The organism is Allobosea sp. 05T439, assembly GCF_056396005.1.
This window is the reverse complement of sequence record NZ_JBFTKP010000031.1, coordinates 1-15792: the sequence shown is the minus strand read 5'-3', so window position 1 is coordinate 15792 and position 15792 is coordinate 1. Positions and strand designations below refer to the sequence as shown.

At 63.9% G+C, this 15792-nt stretch carries 14 protein-coding genes, 2 tRNA genes and 1 pseudogene; 15 read left to right on the top strand and 2 right to left on the bottom strand.

The genetic code is table 11. The annotated features are described in order from the left end of the window. Positions 1-232: 232 nt before the first annotated feature. From AC1DIO_RS26330 to AC1DIO_RS26290, 9 genes are all read left to right on the top strand, one after another. A complete protein-coding gene (locus AC1DIO_RS26330; protein WP_441505399.1) occupies positions 233-838 on the top strand; it encodes a transglutaminase-like cysteine peptidase in 606 nt (201 codons plus the stop codon). 83 nt (positions 839-921) lie between these two features. Beyond that, positions 922-1728, top strand: coding sequence for a hypothetical protein (locus AC1DIO_RS26325; protein ID WP_476854336.1), 807 nt, complete (start codon positions 922-924; stop codon positions 1726-1728). Positions 1729-3180: 1452 nt separating this feature from the next. Beyond that, positions 3181-3257 (top strand) — tRNA-Pro (locus AC1DIO_RS26320). Between the two features lie 66 nt (positions 3258-3323). Next, positions 3324-3629 (top strand): ETC complex I subunit, encoded by a 306-nt coding sequence (locus AC1DIO_RS26315; protein WP_441490017.1) that lies wholly within the window; start codon positions 3324-3326, stop codon positions 3627-3629. A 37-nt stretch (positions 3630-3666) separates the two neighbouring features. After that, positions 3667-3743, top strand: a tRNA-Arg gene (locus AC1DIO_RS26310). A gap of 66 nt (positions 3744-3809) precedes the next feature. After that, positions 3810-4025 (top strand): alkylphosphonate utilization protein, encoded by a 216-nt coding sequence (locus tag AC1DIO_RS26305; RefSeq protein ID WP_441490018.1) that lies wholly within the window; start codon positions 3810-3812, stop codon positions 4023-4025. Positions 4026-4396: 371 nt separating this feature from the next. Further along, positions 4397-6085: an ArnT family glycosyltransferase gene (locus tag AC1DIO_RS26300; protein WP_441505475.1), complete on the top strand. Its 1689-nt coding sequence runs from the start codon at positions 4397-4399 to the stop codon at positions 6083-6085. Positions 6086-6149: 64 nt separating this feature from the next. Beyond that, entirely contained in the window at positions 6150-6899 is a 750-nt protein-coding gene (locus tag AC1DIO_RS26295; protein ID WP_441505476.1) for a glycosyltransferase family 2 protein, read from the top strand. After that, a complete protein-coding gene (locus AC1DIO_RS26290; RefSeq protein WP_113519074.1) occupies positions 6899-7243 on the top strand; it encodes a lipid-A-disaccharide synthase N-terminal domain-containing protein in 345 nt (114 codons plus the stop codon). The genes AC1DIO_RS26295 and AC1DIO_RS26290 overlap by 1 nt, the downstream gene beginning before the upstream one ends. 46 nt (positions 7244-7289) lie before the next feature. Here AC1DIO_RS26290 and AC1DIO_RS26285 read toward each other — a convergent pair whose 3' ends face one another. Next, positions 7290-8012, bottom strand: coding sequence for a transporter substrate-binding domain-containing protein (locus tag AC1DIO_RS26285; RefSeq protein WP_441505477.1), 723 nt, complete (start codon positions 8010-8012; stop codon positions 7290-7292). Positions 8013-8032: 20 nt separating this feature from the next. Then, positions 8033-9223, bottom strand: a complete 1191-nt coding sequence (gene metC, locus AC1DIO_RS26280; protein WP_441505478.1) for a cystathionine beta-lyase — start codon at positions 9221-9223, stop codon at positions 8033-8035. A gap of 274 nt (positions 9224-9497) precedes the next feature. Here metC and AC1DIO_RS26275 point away from each other — a divergent pair, with 274 nt between their 5' ends. The 6 genes and pseudogenes from AC1DIO_RS26275 to AC1DIO_RS26250 all read left to right on the top strand — a co-directional run. Further along, on the top strand, positions 9498-10511 hold the full coding sequence (locus tag AC1DIO_RS26275) for an amino acid ABC transporter substrate-binding protein (protein WP_441505479.1): 1014 nt from the start codon (positions 9498-9500) through the stop codon (positions 10509-10511). 156 nt (positions 10512-10667) lie between these two features. Further along, a complete protein-coding gene (locus tag AC1DIO_RS26270) occupies positions 10668-11690 on the top strand; it encodes an amino acid ABC transporter substrate-binding protein (RefSeq protein WP_476770740.1) in 1023 nt (340 codons plus the stop codon). 159 nt (positions 11691-11849) lie between these two features. Beyond that, a complete protein-coding gene (locus AC1DIO_RS26265) occupies positions 11850-12872 on the top strand; it encodes an amino acid ABC transporter substrate-binding protein (RefSeq protein WP_441505481.1) in 1023 nt (340 codons plus the stop codon). A gap of 135 nt (positions 12873-13007) precedes the next feature. Beyond that, entirely contained in the window at positions 13008-14201 is a 1194-nt protein-coding gene (locus tag AC1DIO_RS26260) for an amino acid ABC transporter permease (RefSeq protein WP_441490026.1), read from the top strand. A 10-nt stretch (positions 14202-14211) separates the two neighbouring features. Then, entirely contained in the window at positions 14212-15588 is a 1377-nt protein-coding gene (locus AC1DIO_RS26255) for an amino acid ABC transporter permease (protein WP_441490027.1), read from the top strand. Between the two features lie 41 nt (positions 15589-15629). After that, positions 15630-15792 (top strand): annotated as a pseudogene (locus tag AC1DIO_RS26250) (amino acid ABC transporter ATP-binding protein); the annotation flags it as partial.

Genomic DNA, 15792 nt, shown 5'->3' with positions numbered 1-15792 from the left:
GCCAGGCCTGTATTCCTCCTGCATTCCTGGTGAACGCGCGGGCCGTGACGGCCACCGCATGAAGGGCGTCGCGCCGTCGAAGCTCTGTGGATTGCGGAAGAAATCTGGCGGCGAATCACAGAATTGCCCACTTCCTTAATCAAAGGCGGTCATCCCGGATTTCATCCCCGCTACCCAGCACGCTTGCGAAGGACGGATCATGACGACACGTGCCGTGGTCGCAACGCTAGCGATGTGCGTTGCGCTGATCACCGGAGGCCGCCCGGATGACGCCCATGCCGAGCAGATCGCGGCCGCGACTCGGGGGCGCACCTCGCCACCAGCTGCGTTCCTCACCTTCTGCGCGAAGAATCCGGCGGAATGCGCACGATCGGGGCCTGTGGTGCGTAGCGTCTCGCTTTCTCCCCAGCGCCACGGTGAGCTGCAGGAAGTGAATGCGCATGTGAATGCGACCATTCAGGAGGTCTCCGACCTGGCGCATCATGGTCAGGAAGATGTCTGGAGCATACCGGCGGATGGTCGAGGCGATTGCGAAGATTTTGCGCTCCTGAAGCGCAAGCTGCTGATCCAGCGCGGTTGGCCGTCATCGGCGCTGCTGATGACGGTTGTCGGAACGCCCGAGGGGGAGGGCCATGCCGTGCTGACGGTGGTGACCGATTCGGGAGATTTCGTTCTGGACAACAAGAGATCGCGCATCCTGCTCTGGTCGCAAACAGGCTATGTCTTCTTTAGCCGGGTGGCGCAGGCCAATCCGCGCCAGTGGGAATCGATCGACGGCGGGAATGCGAGATTCACCGCAGCAACGCGACACGGGTTCCATCCTCAAGCCGGCCGTTAGCCGCCAGACAGCAAACGCCCCGGAGTGACTCGGGGCGTGTCTCGTTTCACATGCTCTGAAGACACTGGCGGTTACCGGCCACCGTGGTTGCCGCCATTGCCACCGCCTTGACCGCCGCCATTGCCGCCACCCTGGCCACCGCCATTGCCGCCACCGTGGCCGCCGCCATTGCCGCCACCCTGGCCACCGCCATTGCCGCCACCGTGGCCGCCGCCATTGCCGCCACCCTGGCCACCGCCATTGCCGCCACCCTGGCCACCGCCATTGCCGCCACCCTGGCCACCGCCATTGCCGCCACCGTGACCGCCGCCATTGCCGCCGCCGTGACCGCCGCCATTGCCGCCACCCTGGCCACCGCCATTGCCACCACCGTGACCGCCGCCATTGCCGCCACCCTGGCCACCGCCATTGCCACCGCCGTGACCGCCGCCATTGCCGCCACCATCGCCGCCGCCATTGCCACCGCCGTGGCCGCCACCATTGCCACCGCCGTGGCCGCCGCCATTGCCGCCACCGTGACCGCCGCCATTGCCACCGCCGTGGCCGCCACCATTGCCGCCGCCGTGGCCGCCACCATTGCCGCCACCGTGACCGCCGCCATTGCCGCCACCGTGACCGCCGCCATTGCCACCGCCGTGGCCGCCACCATTGCCGCCGCCGTGACCACCGCCATTGCCACCGCCGTGGCCGCCACCATTGCCGCCACCGTGACCGCCGCCATTGCCACCGCCGTGGCCGCCACCATTGCCGCCGCCGTGACCGCCGCCATTGCCACCGCCGTGGCCGCCACCATTGCCGCCGCCGTGACCACCGCCATTGCCACCGCCGTGGCCGCCGCCATTGCCACCGCCGTGACCGCCACCATTGCCACCGCCGTGGCCGCCGCCTGAGCCACCGTTGCCACCGGAGCCACCGCTACCGCCGGAACCGCCACTGCCGCCGGAACGGCCGTCACCTCCGGAGCCGCCACCGCCGCCCGAACTGCCGCTCCCACCGGACCCAGCGCCCCCACCGGGCCCAGCGCCCCCACCGGATCCACCGCCTCCGCCGGACCCGCCGCCCGAACCCGAACCGCTGCTGTTGCTCGCTGTGCTGGCGCCGCCGCCAGCAGGATTTCCGCCTTCGCCGCCGTTGCCGTTACCGTTGCCTGCCGGATTTCCGGCGCTGCCGGGTGCTCCTGAAGACAGTGCTCCCGTTGTCAGCGGCGGGCACGCCCAGTACTCGCCGCCGTCCTGCTGGTAGAGGGCACATGCCTGATTGGGCGCGCGCGTCCGGCGACCGTTGGGGGTGACAGCGGTGTAATACTGAACGCCGCCAGGGGCAGCCCCCTGGAAGGCGGGCGCCCCGGTGCCGATCGCCGCCGTGGCGCGCGGTGGACAGGCCCACAAGGGTCCGCTGTCATATTCCTGAATGACACAGTCCCGACTCGGCGCCCGCGTTTTGCGCCCGTTGGCCGTGACCGCGTTGTAATACCGCACCCCGCCGGGACCGGGGAGGCTGGAAGCCGATCCGGATGTCGCAGCCGCACTGCTCGCGGACCAATCCAGGCCTACAGGTCCACTCATCCTGTTGCGGCCGGACGGATCGCACTGCCAGAGCCTCTGGCTTCCGATGAGTTTGCTTTCGCAGGAACGATAGGGCTGTTGCGTCGGAGTGCCGTCTATCGCGAGGCCTTCATAATATTCGGGAAGGCCACGAGCGGCAGGATTCTGTGCGTAGGATAATGTTGATGTTGTAGCAAGCAAGCCGGCAATCAGTATGCTGGATTTTAGATATTTCATAGCAATGCCTCCCGCCCAGGGAGGCATTAAGCCGCCAGGGCGCTAATTGGTTTTTCTTTGAAATGCGAAGTTCATCTTCAATATTTTTCGTGCTTTCTCATTTTTGAACATATCGAGATTTGTTGGTTTTGCTCAATTTGGCTTTTACGCTAGGTCGTTTCTCCTTAGGGGGGATTTGCCTACACCCCGCACGAGGCTCCCTCGTCATCCGAAAAGGTAGGCATTCCGGCCAGAGGGCTCGAAAGTGCAGCATCTCGCATTAGCCCGTTGCAGGAACGGCAGGGCGCGAAAGTGGTAGATTGCATCTGCGCGCAGGGTGTCGGCGCACGCGAAGGCGAACGAATTGAGTGTGCTTCGACGGCCGTACGGCCAATTTCGTCGTTCGGGCTCTGGGTTGCGCGAAGGCACGGCGGGAAATGCCTGACGAATTTGCCTGGGAATTTCATCGGAACTTACGGTTCCCATGGCGGCAGTTCGGTGCTATCTCGTTGCGCGTCGCATGTGGCCGTCGAGGAGCGTGTGCGATCGTTTCGTGAGTGATTTGATGCACTTGCAGACAGTCGGGGTATAGCGCAGCCCGGTAGCGCATCTGCTTTGGGAGCAGAGGGTCCCAGGTTCGAATCCTGGTGCCCCGACCATTCTCGAGATCGCCTGGCCCGCTGTCGCGGGCCAATGGAATGACGAGCTGACGGCCGAGCCAGAGCATGACCGCACGCATTTACCGCCCAGCCCGCAATGCCATGCAGTCCGGCACGGCAAAGACCGAGCGCTGGCTGCTGGAATTCGAGCCGGAGCAGCCGCGCCAGATCGAACCGCTGATGGGGTGGACATCCTCTGCCGATATGAAGAGCCAGGTGAAACTCTGGTTCGACACGGAGGATGAGGCAGTGGCCTATGCCACGCGCAACGGCATCGCCTATCGGGTGGAGCAGCCCCATGTGCCGAAGCGGCGCGGCATGGCCTATTCGGATAACTTCAAGTTCAATCGTGTCGGGCAGTGGACCCACTGACCAACCATTTGGCGCCTGACCGGGCGCTTTCGACTACGGGCCCGTAGCTCAGTTGGATAGAGCAGCAGCCTTCTAAGCTGCTGGTCGCAGGTTCGAATCCTGCCGGGCTCGCCACTTCTATCGATCGCAGTCGCGGGACGCGCTGAGATCCACCAAGAATCGCACAGACGGATTCCCGCGATGAGCGACGTGAAGGACAGCAACGGCAATGTCCTGAGGGACGGCGATTCCGTGACGCTGATCAAGGATCTCAAGGTGAAGGGGACCTCCGTCACCTTGAAACGCGGTACCCTGGTCAAGAACATCCGCCTGACCGGCAGCGAGGATGAGATCGAGTGCAACGCCGAGAAGGTGAAGGGACTTGTGCTCAGAACGGAATTCCTGAAGAAGGCCTGACGCTGGCCCGAAGGGTCCAACCTTCTCCCCCGAGTTTCGGAGCCGCCGGAATCGACGGCGCCTGCGCATCGTAGGTCGAAGATCATCCGGCCGAAAAGGACGAAGGCCGCGAGGACTGCGCCAGAGAAGCCTGGCCACGGATAATCCTCCTGCCTCGTCGTCGCGGTTGCGGCGCCCGCAAGGGATATCCTGCGTTTGGCTTGCAGGAGGGGAGGTGGCGTCGTAAACGGCGTGCGTCGCCGGGACGCGGGCCGTTTTGCCTTGATCGCGCCCGAAAGCCCCGCCATGCCGGCGGCGCCCTGGGTCGATACCTGGCCTTGCGACATTCATGCCTGCGATGAACGCGACCTGGCCGGTCGCGAGGATGGACAATGCTTTCGCTCCGGCCCGTGTTTGACCGCATCTCCGTTTTCGCATCGGCCAGCCATTGGCGCGCCTGCGTCTTCCTGCTTCTGCTCTCCCTCGCAGCCTTCCTGCCGGGATTCACGAGCCTCCAGCCGCTCGATCGCGACGAACCGCGCTTCGCCCAGGCGAGCAAACAGATGCTCGAGACCGGCGATTTCGTCGATATCCGCTTCCAGCAGGAGGCGCGGCACAAGAAGCCCGTCGGAATCTATTGGCTGCAGAGCGCGGCTGTGACCGCCGGCGAGGCGCTGGGTGTCCAGGACCCTCGTCATCAGATCTGGCTCTATCGCGTGCCGTCGCTGATCGGCGCGGTTGCCACGGTGCTGCTGACCTATTGGGCGCTGCTCGCCTTCTTCAGCCCGGGCGTGGCGCTGCTCGGCGGGGCTCTGATGGCCGCTGCTGTGCTGCTCGGCGTCGAAGCCCGGATCGCCAAGACCGATGCGGTGCTCGCAGCCTGCGCGGTGGCGACGATGGGGGCATTGGCGCGCGCCTGGCTGGATTGGACCCGCTCGCTCGCCTTCGTGCCGGACCGCCGCAACTGGCTGGTTTTCTGGGGCGCGACAGCGATTGCCCTGCTGATCAAGGGGCCGATCGTGCCGATGGTCTGGGGACTCGCCACGATCGTGCTATGCATCCGCGAGCGCTCCTGGCGTTGGTTCTCATCGTTGCGCCCGTCCTGGGGGCTGCTGCTTTGCCTGCTCGTCGTGCTGCCCTGGTTCGTGGCGATCGCCTGGAAGACCGGCGGCAGTTTCTTCACGGCCAGCGTCGGCAACGATATGTTGGGCAAGGTCGCGGAGGGCCAGGAGAAGCACTGGGGTCCGCCCGGGCTCTATCTGCTGATCTTCTTCGGCACCTATTGGCCGGCGGCTGCTTTCGCCGCGATGGCGATCCCCTTTGCCTGGGTGCGTCGCCGCGAGCCGCAGATCATCTTCCTGCTGGCCTGGATCGTGCCGTCCTGGATCGTCTTCGAGGCGGTGCCGACCAAGCTGCCGCATTACGTGCTGCCGCTCTATCCGGCGGTCACGACGCTGCTGCTTCTGGCGATGGTCAATGGCGGCATCGATCGCCTTCGGCGTGGCGCGACCGCGACCGCCGCGCTGGTCCTGCTGGTCCCGACGGCGCTTGTCGGCGTGATCATCTATGCCAACTGGACGCTGGATCGCACCGTACCCTATCTCGCACTTCCAGTTTTCGCGCTGGCGCTGTTCGTGGCCTGGCGCGTCGTCATGGCGTTCCGGCAGGGCGACCTGGAGGGTGCGCTCTGGCGCTGCGTCCTGGCGAGCCTCCTGCTCTCGATCGGCGTCTACGGCTTTGCGATCGAGAGCCTGCGTTCGCTCAAGCTCTCGCCCCGTCTGGCGGAAGCCGTCCGGGCGGTCGGCTGTGCCGATCCCGCAGTGATGACCGTGGGTTATCGCGAGCCGAGCCTCGTCTTCCTGACCGGGACCGATCTTGCCATGGGGCCGAATGGTGCGGCGGCCGCTGCCTTCCTGAAGGAGCCCGGCTGCCGGATCGCGCTCGTCGAAAAACGCTTCGAAGCGGAGTTCCATGCCGGCGTCGCCGCCGCCGGGATCACGCCACGTCTCGTCACCTCGATTCCCGGCTTCAATCTCAATGGCGGCAAGCGGCTCGAGATGGCCGTGTTCGCGCGACAGTGAAACCTGCTTGCCCTGTTTGCGCGCTTGACGCAGTTTGCGCGCCGTTTTCCCGGATGAAGCTTTCGTGACCGAGACACAACCCATCACCTTGCCGCAACTCAGCGTTGTCGTGCCCGTTCGCAACGAAGTCGGCAATGTCGGGCCGCTGCTGGCCGATATCGAGGCGGCCTGCCAAACGCTCGGCGCCTTCGAGGTGATCTATGTCAATGACGGCTCGACCGATGGCACGGCGGCCGCGCTGCGCGAGCTCGGCACGACGCGCCCCTGGCTGCGTGCGATCCGCCACGAACAATCCTGCGGGCAGAGCGCGGCTGTGCGTACCGGTGTCCGCCACGCCCGGGCGCCGGTCGTGGTGACGCTCGACGGTGACGGCCAGAACGATCCGGCCTTCATCCCGGCGATGGTGCAGGCCCTGCACAAGGCCGGATTGCAGGCCGGGCTCGTCCAGGGCCAGCGTGTCGGACGCAAGGATACCGGCTTCAAGAAATGGCAGTCGCGCATTGCCAATGGCGTCCGCGGCCGCATTCTCAAGGACGGCACCCGCGACACGGGCTGCGGGCTGAAATGCTTCCGCCGTGAAGCCTATCTCGCCTTGCCCTATTTCGATGCGCTGCACCGGTTCATGCCGGCCCTGATGGTGCGGGAGGGCTACCAGGTCACGCATGTCGACGTACGCGATCGCCCGCGCCTGACCGGTGTCTCCAATTATGGCTTCTTCGACCGGCTCTGGGTCGGTATTCTTGATCTCGCCGGCGTCTGGTGGCTGATCCGCCGTCGCAAGCGCGTGCCGCAGATCGTGCCGGAGACGCTCTGATGCTGATCGACCTCCAGCAAATGATCGGCGAATATTTTCACGACGTCTTCGTGAACAATATCGACTGGTGGGTTCTGCTTGGCGTCGTGGCGCAGGCGCTCTTCACCATGCGCTTCGTGGTGCAATGGCTGGCGAGCGAGAAGGCCAAGCGGTCGGTCGTGCCGATGACCTTCTGGTGGTTCTCGATCGGCGGCGGAGCCCTGCTGCTGGTCTATGCGCTTTACCGCCGTGACCCGGTCTTCATTCTCGGGCAGGGCTTCGGCCTGTTCGTCTATTGCCGCAACCTGCAATTCGTCCTGCGCGCCAGGGCGAGGGGCGAGGATACCAACGCCGGTCCGGGCTAAAGCACGTCCTGACCACTGGATTGCGGCTTGCGGGAAAGCCGCTGAGCTAACCGACTTCGAAATCGCTGGCCGCGAAGCCGTATCGCGCCATCATGGCGCGGTGCCAATCGCTGCCGATCAGCCCGTCGAGAGCCTGATCGAACCGGGTCCGCAGATCCGCCTGCGATCTGGCGAAGGCAAAGGCGCCCTTTGCGGGTTCTCTGTCCTTCGCTTCGGCGGCCACGGGCACGATGGCAAGGGAGGCATCGGGGGTGTGACCGAGGAAGCCACGATGCGCCATGGCGACGCTGGCATAGGCCTCGGCACCTCGATCCCTGACCATCTGCACGGCGTCTTCCTGCGTCGCGACGCGCAAGACGCGGTTTCGCGGAATGCCGGCCGCGAGGCCCGACTGCTCCTGGACCTGGTCGGCCACCACAACGAGGCGGGCGCTTCCATCCTGCGCCAGCGCCTCGTAACTGCAGAAGCGATCTTCATCACCGTGCCTGACGAGGAGTCCGTCGCTCAGCGCCCAGACTGGCCGGCTGAAATCGACGCTTCTCTTCCGCTCCGGCGTGACGAAGAGCGGCGTGGTGATGGTCCAGCGCCCATCGACAAGGCCTGGCAGCAACTCGGAGAAGCTGGTCAGGCGCATCTCGACCGAGACAATGCCGATCTCCCGCAAGGTCTCGGTCATCAACTCGACATCGCTGCCGAGCGCGCGGCCATCGGGGCCGGGCCAGCAGAAGGGCGGCTCATCGAGATAGGCGAAAATGATCGCCTCTCGCATCGCCGCTCCGGCCTTTGGAATCACACCGCTGCCCGGAGGCGGGCAAAGCCGGCATCAAGATCGTCCTTGAGATCTTCGAGATCCTCCAGTCCGATATGGAAGCGGATGGTCGGCCCCTTGAAATCAGGCTCCGTTGCCGTGCGATAGCCCTTGCAGTCGAAGGGGAGGGCAAGGCTTTCATAGCCGCCCCAGGAGGCCCCCATCCCGAACAGGGTAAGTCCGTCGAGCATCGCGCCGACAGCCTTCTGCGCCACCGGCTTCAACTCGATCGCGAACAGGGAGGAGGCGCCGGTGAAATCGCGCTTCCACAGATCGTGGCCGGGATCGTTCGGCAGGGCAGGGTGCATCACGCGCGCCACCTCGGGACGGGCGGCGAACCAATTGGCCATCTCGATACCGGCGGGCATCTGCTCCTTCAGGCGGATATGCATCGTGCGGATGCCGCGCAGCGTGAGGAAAGCATCCTCGGGCGCGATGATGACGCCGAGCAGTTCCCAGGTCTCGCGCAACTGCCTGTAGAGTTCGGGGGTACGTGCCGAGATCGTGCCGATCAGCACGTCGGAATGGCCGGCGTAATACTTCGTGCCGGCCTGAACCGAGAGATCGACCCCGTATTTATGCGAATCGAAGAACAGCGGCGTCGCCCAGGTGTTGTCCATCAGCACCAGGATGTCGCTGGCATGGGCGGCCGCGACGATGGCCGGAATGTCCTGCATCTCGAAGGTCTGTGAGCCCGGAGCCTCGGTCCAGACCGCCCTGGTATTCGGTTTGAACAGCTTTGCGATGTCGGCGCCGGCCGCCGGGTCGTAATAGGTGACCTCGACGCCCATGCGCGGCAGGACCTTGTCGCAGAAATGACGCGTCGGCCGATAGACGCTGTCAGTGACCAGGAAGTGATCGCCGGACGACAGGGTCGCGAGCATGGGCAGGGTGCAGGCGAGCAGACCTGACGGGCAAACGACGGTTCCCGCACCGCCTTCCATGGTGTTGAGCGCCGCGATCAGCGCATCGATCGTCGGATTCCCTTGCGTGCCATAGGTGTAGCGGGCCTTGCGCGCCAGGAAATCCTCCATGTTCGGGTAGATTACCGTCGAGCCGCGCACGATCGGCGGATTGACGAAACCGTAGCTGTCGGCGGGATCCCGGCCGGCAAGGGCGAGGCGGGTCTTTTCGCGAAGCTGCGCGAACGCAGATGGAGACAGTTTTTTCATGGAGCCGGCGCTGGAGGGAGGTCCCGATCGAGGCAGTCAGGCTTGACCACATTTTGAAAGTCGCATGTGATGCAAGGGGTGGATAGATGCGTTCCAGGAAAGGGTCCCTTGCTTGACGCACATGCGCTGCTCTGGCAATCGACGCAGGGGAACGTCGCTCAATATATGGGCAACAAGTGGGGCGCGCACTCCCACTGGCGACGCAACTGAAGACTGCCCGCTGGCTGCGGCCAGCCGGGAGACCTCAACGGGAGAGAGTTCGATGGAAAAGTTCATGGCAGTTGCGATCGCGGGGCTGGGCCTCGCGATGACCGCTACGGTGGCAACGGCCCAGGCGCCCGCAACGCTGGCGCAGGTCAAGTCCCGCGGCATCCTCAACTGCGGCTCGAATACCGGTCTTGCTGGCTTCGGCGTGCCGGACGCTCAGGGCAACTGGCAAGGCCTCGATGTCGATTACTGCCGCGCGATCTCGTCGGCGATCTTCAACGACCCGACAAAGGTCAAGTTCATTCCGCTGTCTGCCAAGGACCGTTTCACGGCCCTGCAGTCCGGCGAAGTCGATGTGCTCGTGCGCAACTCGACCTGGACGATGTCGCGCGACACCGCGCTCGGCCTGCTTTTCACCGGCGTGAACTATTACGACGGCCAGGGCTTCATGGTCCGCAAGAAGCTCGGCGTCACCTCGGCTCTTCAGCTCTCCGGCGCGTCGGTCTGCACCCAGCAGGGCACCACGACCGAACTCAACCTCGCGGACTTCTTCCGCGCCAACAACCTGAAGTATGAAGTCGTCGCCTTCGCCTCCTCGGACGAGACGGTCAAGGCCTATGACGCTGGCCGCTGCGATGCGTTCACCACGGATGCGTCGGGCCTCTATGCCGAGCGCCTGAAGCTGACTGCGCCCGATGATCACATGGTTCTGCCTGAGATCATCTCCAAGGAGCCGCTTGGACCGGCAACCCGCAACACCGACGCCCAATGGTTCAATCTGGTGAAGTGGGTGCATTTCGCCATGCTGAACGCGGAAGAGCTCGGCGTGACCAAGGCGAATGTCGACGAGATGCTGAAGTCCTCCAACCCGGAGATCAAGCGTCTGCTCGGAACCGAGGGCAAGTTCGGCGAAGGCATCGGCCTGACCCCCGACTGGGCCTACCGGATCGTCAAGCAGGTCGGCAATTACGGCGAATCCTTCGAGAAGAACGTCGGCCAGGGTTCGCTCCTCAAGATCGCCCGCGGCCAGAACGGTCTCTGGACCAAGGGCGGCCTGCAATACGCTCCGCCGGTTCGCTGAACGCAGCTAGACATGTGGGCCTCGGCATCAGCCGAGGCCCCCTCTAAACCGCCGTCCATGCCATGAAGCCTGCGACAAACGGCATAATATCTGGCTCCCAGCCGACAAGATGATCGAGAGCGGGACGAACCTGCTTCGGAACTTGGGAGTACACAGATGAAACGGACCGTAACTGCGGTTGTAGCCACAGGCCTCATGCTCTGCGCGGCGGGCGCCGCCCAGGCGCAAACCACCACCTTGGCGCAGGTCAAGAACCGCGGGCAGCTGAATTGCGGCGTCAGCCCGGGCTTGGCTGGTTTCGGTGTCCCGGACGCTCAGGGGAAATGGACAGGCCTGGACGTCGATCTGTGCCGGGCGATCGCCGCGGCGATCTTCAACGATCCGAGCAAAGTCAAATACGTGCCGCTCTCGTCAAAGGACCGGTTCACGGCCCTGCAGGCAGGCGAGGTTGACCTGCTTTCACGGACCAGCACCTGGACGATGTCTCGGGATACCGCGCTTGGCCTGAGCTTTTCGACGGTGAACTACTATGACGGACAGGCTTTCATGGTCCGCAAGAAGCTCGGCGTCGATTCGGCGCTGAAGCTGGGCGGCGCCTCGATCTGCACCCAGCAGGGCACCACGACCGAACTGAATCTGGCGGATTTCTTTCGCATCAACAACATGAAGTACGAGGTGGTGGCCTTCAACACAGGGGATGAGACGATCAAGGCCTACGAGGCCGGTCGCTGCGACGCTTTCAGCGACGATTCCTCGGCTCTCTATGCGCAACGGCTGAAATTCGAGGCGCCGGATGACCATATCGTGCTTCCGGAGATCATCTCGAAGGAGCCATTGGGCCCGGTCGTTCGGAGCAGCGACACGCAATGGTTCAACCTGGTGAAATGGAGTCATTTCGCCATGCTCAATGCGGAGGAACTCGGTATCACCAAAGCCAATGCCGATGAGCAGCTGAAATCGACCAATCCGGAGGTTCGGCGGTTGCTCGGTGTCGAGGGCAAGTTTGGAGAAGCGATCGGCCTCAGCCCGGATTGGGCCTATCGGATCGTCAAGCAGGTCGGCAACTATGGCGAGTCCTTTGAGGCGAATGTCGGATCAGGATCGATCCTGAAAATCGCCCGCGGAAAGAATGCGTTGTGGACCAAGGGCGGACTGCAATACGCTCCTCCGGTGCGTTGAACAAAAGACTAGGCGGGGGCATTCTTGCCTCCGCTTCATTGACCGATGCCGAAGACGGAGGCGCGCTGAAAGGACGTACGGTCGGGCCCAAAAATCTGGTCCGAGACTTGCAAGGTTCGAGAACGGGAAAAACCCGTTCCGGCAACAGGGGAAATAAGAATGAACAGGTTTGTCAGTGCAGCGCTCGCCGTTGCAGCAACCGGTGCTTTCGCGGGCGGAGCGCAGGCCCAAACGGGGCTGCTGGCTCAGGTGAAGAGCCGGGGGCAATTGATCTGCGGTGTCGGCCCGGGCCTTGCGGGTTTCGGTATCCCCGATGCTCAGGGCAATTGGAGCGGCCTCGACGTCGATCTCTGTCGCGCCATTTCGGCTGCGGTCTTCAATGATCCGGCCAAGGTCAAATTCATCCCGCTTTCGTCGAAGGACCGCTTCACTGCCCTGCAGTCCGGCGAGGTCGACCTGCTCTCGCGCAACACGACCTGGACCATGTCGCGCGACACGTCGCTCGGCCTGAACTTCGCTGGCGTGAACTACTATGACGGGCAGGGCTTCATGGTCCGCAAGAAGCTCGGGATCGATTCAGCCCTGAAGTTGGCGGGCGCCTCCGTCTGCACCCAGCAGGGCACGACGACGGAACTCAATCTCGCGGACTTCTTCCGCGCCAACAAACTGAAATACGAAGTCGTCGCCTTTGCGAGCGCCGACGAGACGATCAAGGCCTATGAATCGGGTCGCTGCGACGCCTTCACGACCGATGCGTCCGGGCTCTATGCCGAGCGCCTGAAGCTCGGCGTCCCGACCGACCATATCGTCCTGCCGGAGATCATCTCCAAGGAACCGCTCGGTCCCGTCGTGCGCCACGGCGACGACGCCTGGCTCGATATCGTCAAATGGACCCATTTCGCCATGCTGAACGCCGAGGAACTCGGTGTGACCAAGTCCAATCTCGATGAGATGCTGAAATCCGAGAACCCGGAGATCAAGCGCCTGCTCGGCACCGAGGGCAAATTCGGGGAGGCTGTCGGCCTGAGCAACGACTGGGTCGTCCGCATCGTCAAGCACGTCGGAAATTACGGTGAGTCCTTCGAACGGAACGTCGGCGCCAACTCGCTGTTGAAGATCGCTCGCGGCCAGAACGCGCTCTGGACCAAGGGCGGCCTGCAATACGCGCCGCCGATCCGCTGATATTCGCGCTGCGCGGCGACCGCCGCGCAGCGCTCGCTACCGCCGAACGGCACGGACAAAAAGACGGCTGGCGATGCTCGATGCGGGCATTGCCGGACCACCGGCCGCCACCCAAGAACAAGAAGGGCGTGACACGTGACGACCATACCGACGGAGCCGGTCCAACCGGGCAAGGCCTCACTGCTCTACGATCCGAAGATTCGAGGCTATGTCTATCAGCTTGCCCTCTTGGCCGTCGTCGGGTTCCTCATCTACTCGGCCGCCTCCAATGCCATCGAGAACCTCCGGGCGCAGAAGATCGCCTCGGGCTTCGGCTTCTGGCACAATGCCGCCGGCTTCGACGTCAACCAGAAGCTGATCCCGTTCAGCGCCTCGGGCTCGACCTATGGCCAGGCCTTCTGGGTCGGCCTGCTGAACACCTTGCTCGTCGCCTCGATCGGTATCGTGCTGGCGACCTTCCTCGGCTTCTTCGTCGGTGTGGCGCGCCTGTCCAGCAACTGGATCCTCGCCAAGATCGCCATGGTCTATGTCGAGGTCATCCGGAACCTGCCGCTGCTGCTGCAGCTGTTCTTCTGGTACAACGCAGTGCTCAAGCCGCTGCCGAACCCACGCCAGTCGATCGCGCTTCCGGCCGGCATCCTGCTGAATAACCGCGGCCTCTATCTGCCCGATCCGCAACTCGAGCCTGGCGGCAGCCTGATCGTCCTGACCTTCCTGCTCGGGATCGTGGCGGCGATCACCTTCCGTTACTGGGCCCGCAAGCAGCAGACGGCAACCGGCAAGCAGTATCCGATCGGCTGGGTCGCTCTCGGCCTCGTCGTTGTGCTGCCCTTCTTCGTCTATCTGCTGATGGGCCGGCCGATCACCTTCATCTATCCCGAGCTCGCCGGTTTCAACCTGCGCGGCGGCATCCAGATCTTCCCGGAATTCGTGGCCTTGCTGATCGGCCTCACCACTTATACCGCGGGCTTCATCGCCGAAGTCGTGCGCGCGGGTATTCTCGCCGTCTCCAAGGGACAGTCGGAAGCAGCCCATGCGCTCGGCCTGCGGCCTGGGCCGACGCTGAAGCTCGTCGTGATCCCGCAGGCGATGCGCGTGATCATTCCGCCGCTGACCTCGAACTACCTGAATCTGACGAAGAATTCTTCGCTGGCGGTCGCCATCGGCTATCCCGATCTCGTCCAGGTCTTCACCGGCACGGTGCTGAACCAGACGGGGCAGGCGGTCGAGGTCGTCGCCATCACCATGGCGGTTTATTTGACGATCTCTCTCGTCACCTCGCTGTTCATGAATATCTACAACAAGCGCATGGCGCTGGTGGAACGGTGAGGGCGCCCCGATGACCGATGCAACCACCGAGAACTCCGCCTTCTTCATCCGTCGCGAAACCTTGCCGCAGGAAGCAGCTCCGCTATCCGTGGCAGGCCCGCTTGCCTGGGTCCGGGCCAACCTCTTCTCCGGACCCGTCAACACGATTCTGACGCTGGTCTGTGCCTATATCGTCGTCACGAGCCTGCCGGAGATTATCCGTTTCTACTTCCTCGATGCGGTCTGGACGGGCTCAAACCGCGATGCCTGCCTTGCCGAGAAGGTCGGCCGGCCGGTCGGCGCCTGCTGGGCCTATGTGGCCGACCGCTTCCAGTATTTCGTCTACGGCTCCTATCCGGTCAGCCAGCGCTGGCGCGTCAACATCGTCTTTGCGATGTTCGCGCTCGGCGTCGTCTGGCTGCTCTGGAACAACGCCCCCCTGAAGAAGCTCGGCGCCTTCTTCTTCTTCGTGCTGTTGCCGATCAGTGCCTATGTCTTGCTGCTCGGCGGTCCCGGTGCGCTCAATTTATTGCGCTACCTGATCATCGCCACGGTCGCGCTGGCGGCGGTGTACATGGTGTTGTCCTTCGTGCCTTCGCTGGCGCGCTTCCACACCGGAGCCGGACAGCTCGCAGTCGAACATGAGCTGCCGCCCTGGAAGCGTTTCTATCGGCCCAAGCGCCTGATCCTGATGGCTCTTGTCGCCTTTGGCCTGATCGCCATTCTGGACCAGAGCGTCGGCCTGCCTCGGGTCGATACCGGCCTCTGGGGCGGGATGACGGTGACCTTCCTGATCGCGGCGGTCGGCATCGTCTTTTCGCTGCCGCTCGGTGTCGTGCTGGCGCTCGGACGGCGCTCCCGCCTGCCGATCATCCAGCTGCTCTCGGTGATCTTCATCGAGTTCGTGCGCGGCGTGCCGTTGATCACGGTGCTGTTCATGGCCAACACGATGCTGCCGCTCTTCGTGCCGCAGGAATGGTCGCCCGACCGCTTGCTGCGCCCGCTGGTCGGTGTTGCCCTCTTTGCGGCGGCCTATATGGCCGAAGTCATTCGCGGCGGCCTGCAGGCCATCCCGAAGGGCCAGTACGAAGGGGCGATGTCGCTCGGCCTCGGCTACTGGAACATGATGCGCCTGATCATCCTGCCGCAGGCGTTGCGCATCGTGATTCCAGGCATCGTCAACACCTTCATCGGGCTGTTCAAGGATACGACGCTGGTCACCATCGTCGGCATCTTCGACTTCCTGCGGACCATCGAGGCGACCCTGGTCGATCCGACCTGGGCGACGCCGACGACACGCGCGACGGGCTATGCTTTCGCCGCGATTTTCTATTTCCTGTGCTGCTGGGGCATGTCGCGCTATTCGATCTCGGTCGAACGCCGTCTTGCTGCCGGCCAAAGACGTTGAGGGAGACCAAGAACATGGCAATGGCAGAGAGCAACATCTCGATGCGTCCGGCGGCGCTGAAGCAGACCTCCCTGAACACGGATACGGCCGTGGAGATGATCGGGGTCAACAAGTGGTATGGCGAGTTCCATGTGCTGCGCGACATCAACCTGAAGGTGGCGCGCGGCGAGAAGCTGGTGATCTGCGGCCCCTCAGGCTCGGGCA

Coding starts and splice junctions, on each gene's coding strand:
- AC1DIO_RS26330 (WP_441505399.1), top strand. CDS start 233: ATGTGCGTTGCGCTGATCACCGGAGGCCGCCCGGATGACGCCCATGCC.
- AC1DIO_RS26315 (WP_441490017.1), top strand. CDS start 3,324: ATGACCGCACGCATTTACCGCCCAGCCCGCAATGCCATGCAGTCCGGC.
- AC1DIO_RS26305 (WP_441490018.1), top strand. CDS start 3,810: ATGAGCGACGTGAAGGACAGCAACGGCAATGTCCTGAGGGACGGCGAT.
- AC1DIO_RS26300 (WP_441505475.1), top strand. CDS start 4,397: ATGCTTTCGCTCCGGCCCGTGTTTGACCGCATCTCCGTTTTCGCATCG.
- AC1DIO_RS26290 (WP_113519074.1), top strand. CDS start 6,899: ATGCTGATCGACCTCCAGCAAATGATCGGCGAATATTTTCACGACGTC.
- AC1DIO_RS26285 (WP_441505477.1), bottom strand. CDS start 8,012: ATGCGAGAGGCGATCATTTTCGCCTATCTCGATGAGCCGCCCTTCTGC.
- metC (WP_441505478.1), bottom strand. CDS start 9,223: ATGAAAAAACTGTCTCCATCTGCGTTCGCGCAGCTTCGCGAAAAGACC.
- AC1DIO_RS26275 (WP_441505479.1), top strand. CDS start 9,498: ATGGCAGTTGCGATCGCGGGGCTGGGCCTCGCGATGACCGCTACGGTG.
- AC1DIO_RS26270 (WP_476770740.1), top strand. CDS start 10,668: ATGAAACGGACCGTAACTGCGGTTGTAGCCACAGGCCTCATGCTCTGC.
- AC1DIO_RS26265 (WP_441505481.1), top strand. CDS start 11,850: ATGAACAGGTTTGTCAGTGCAGCGCTCGCCGTTGCAGCAACCGGTGCT.
- AC1DIO_RS26255 (WP_441490027.1), top strand. CDS start 14,212: ATGACCGATGCAACCACCGAGAACTCCGCCTTCTTCATCCGTCGCGAA.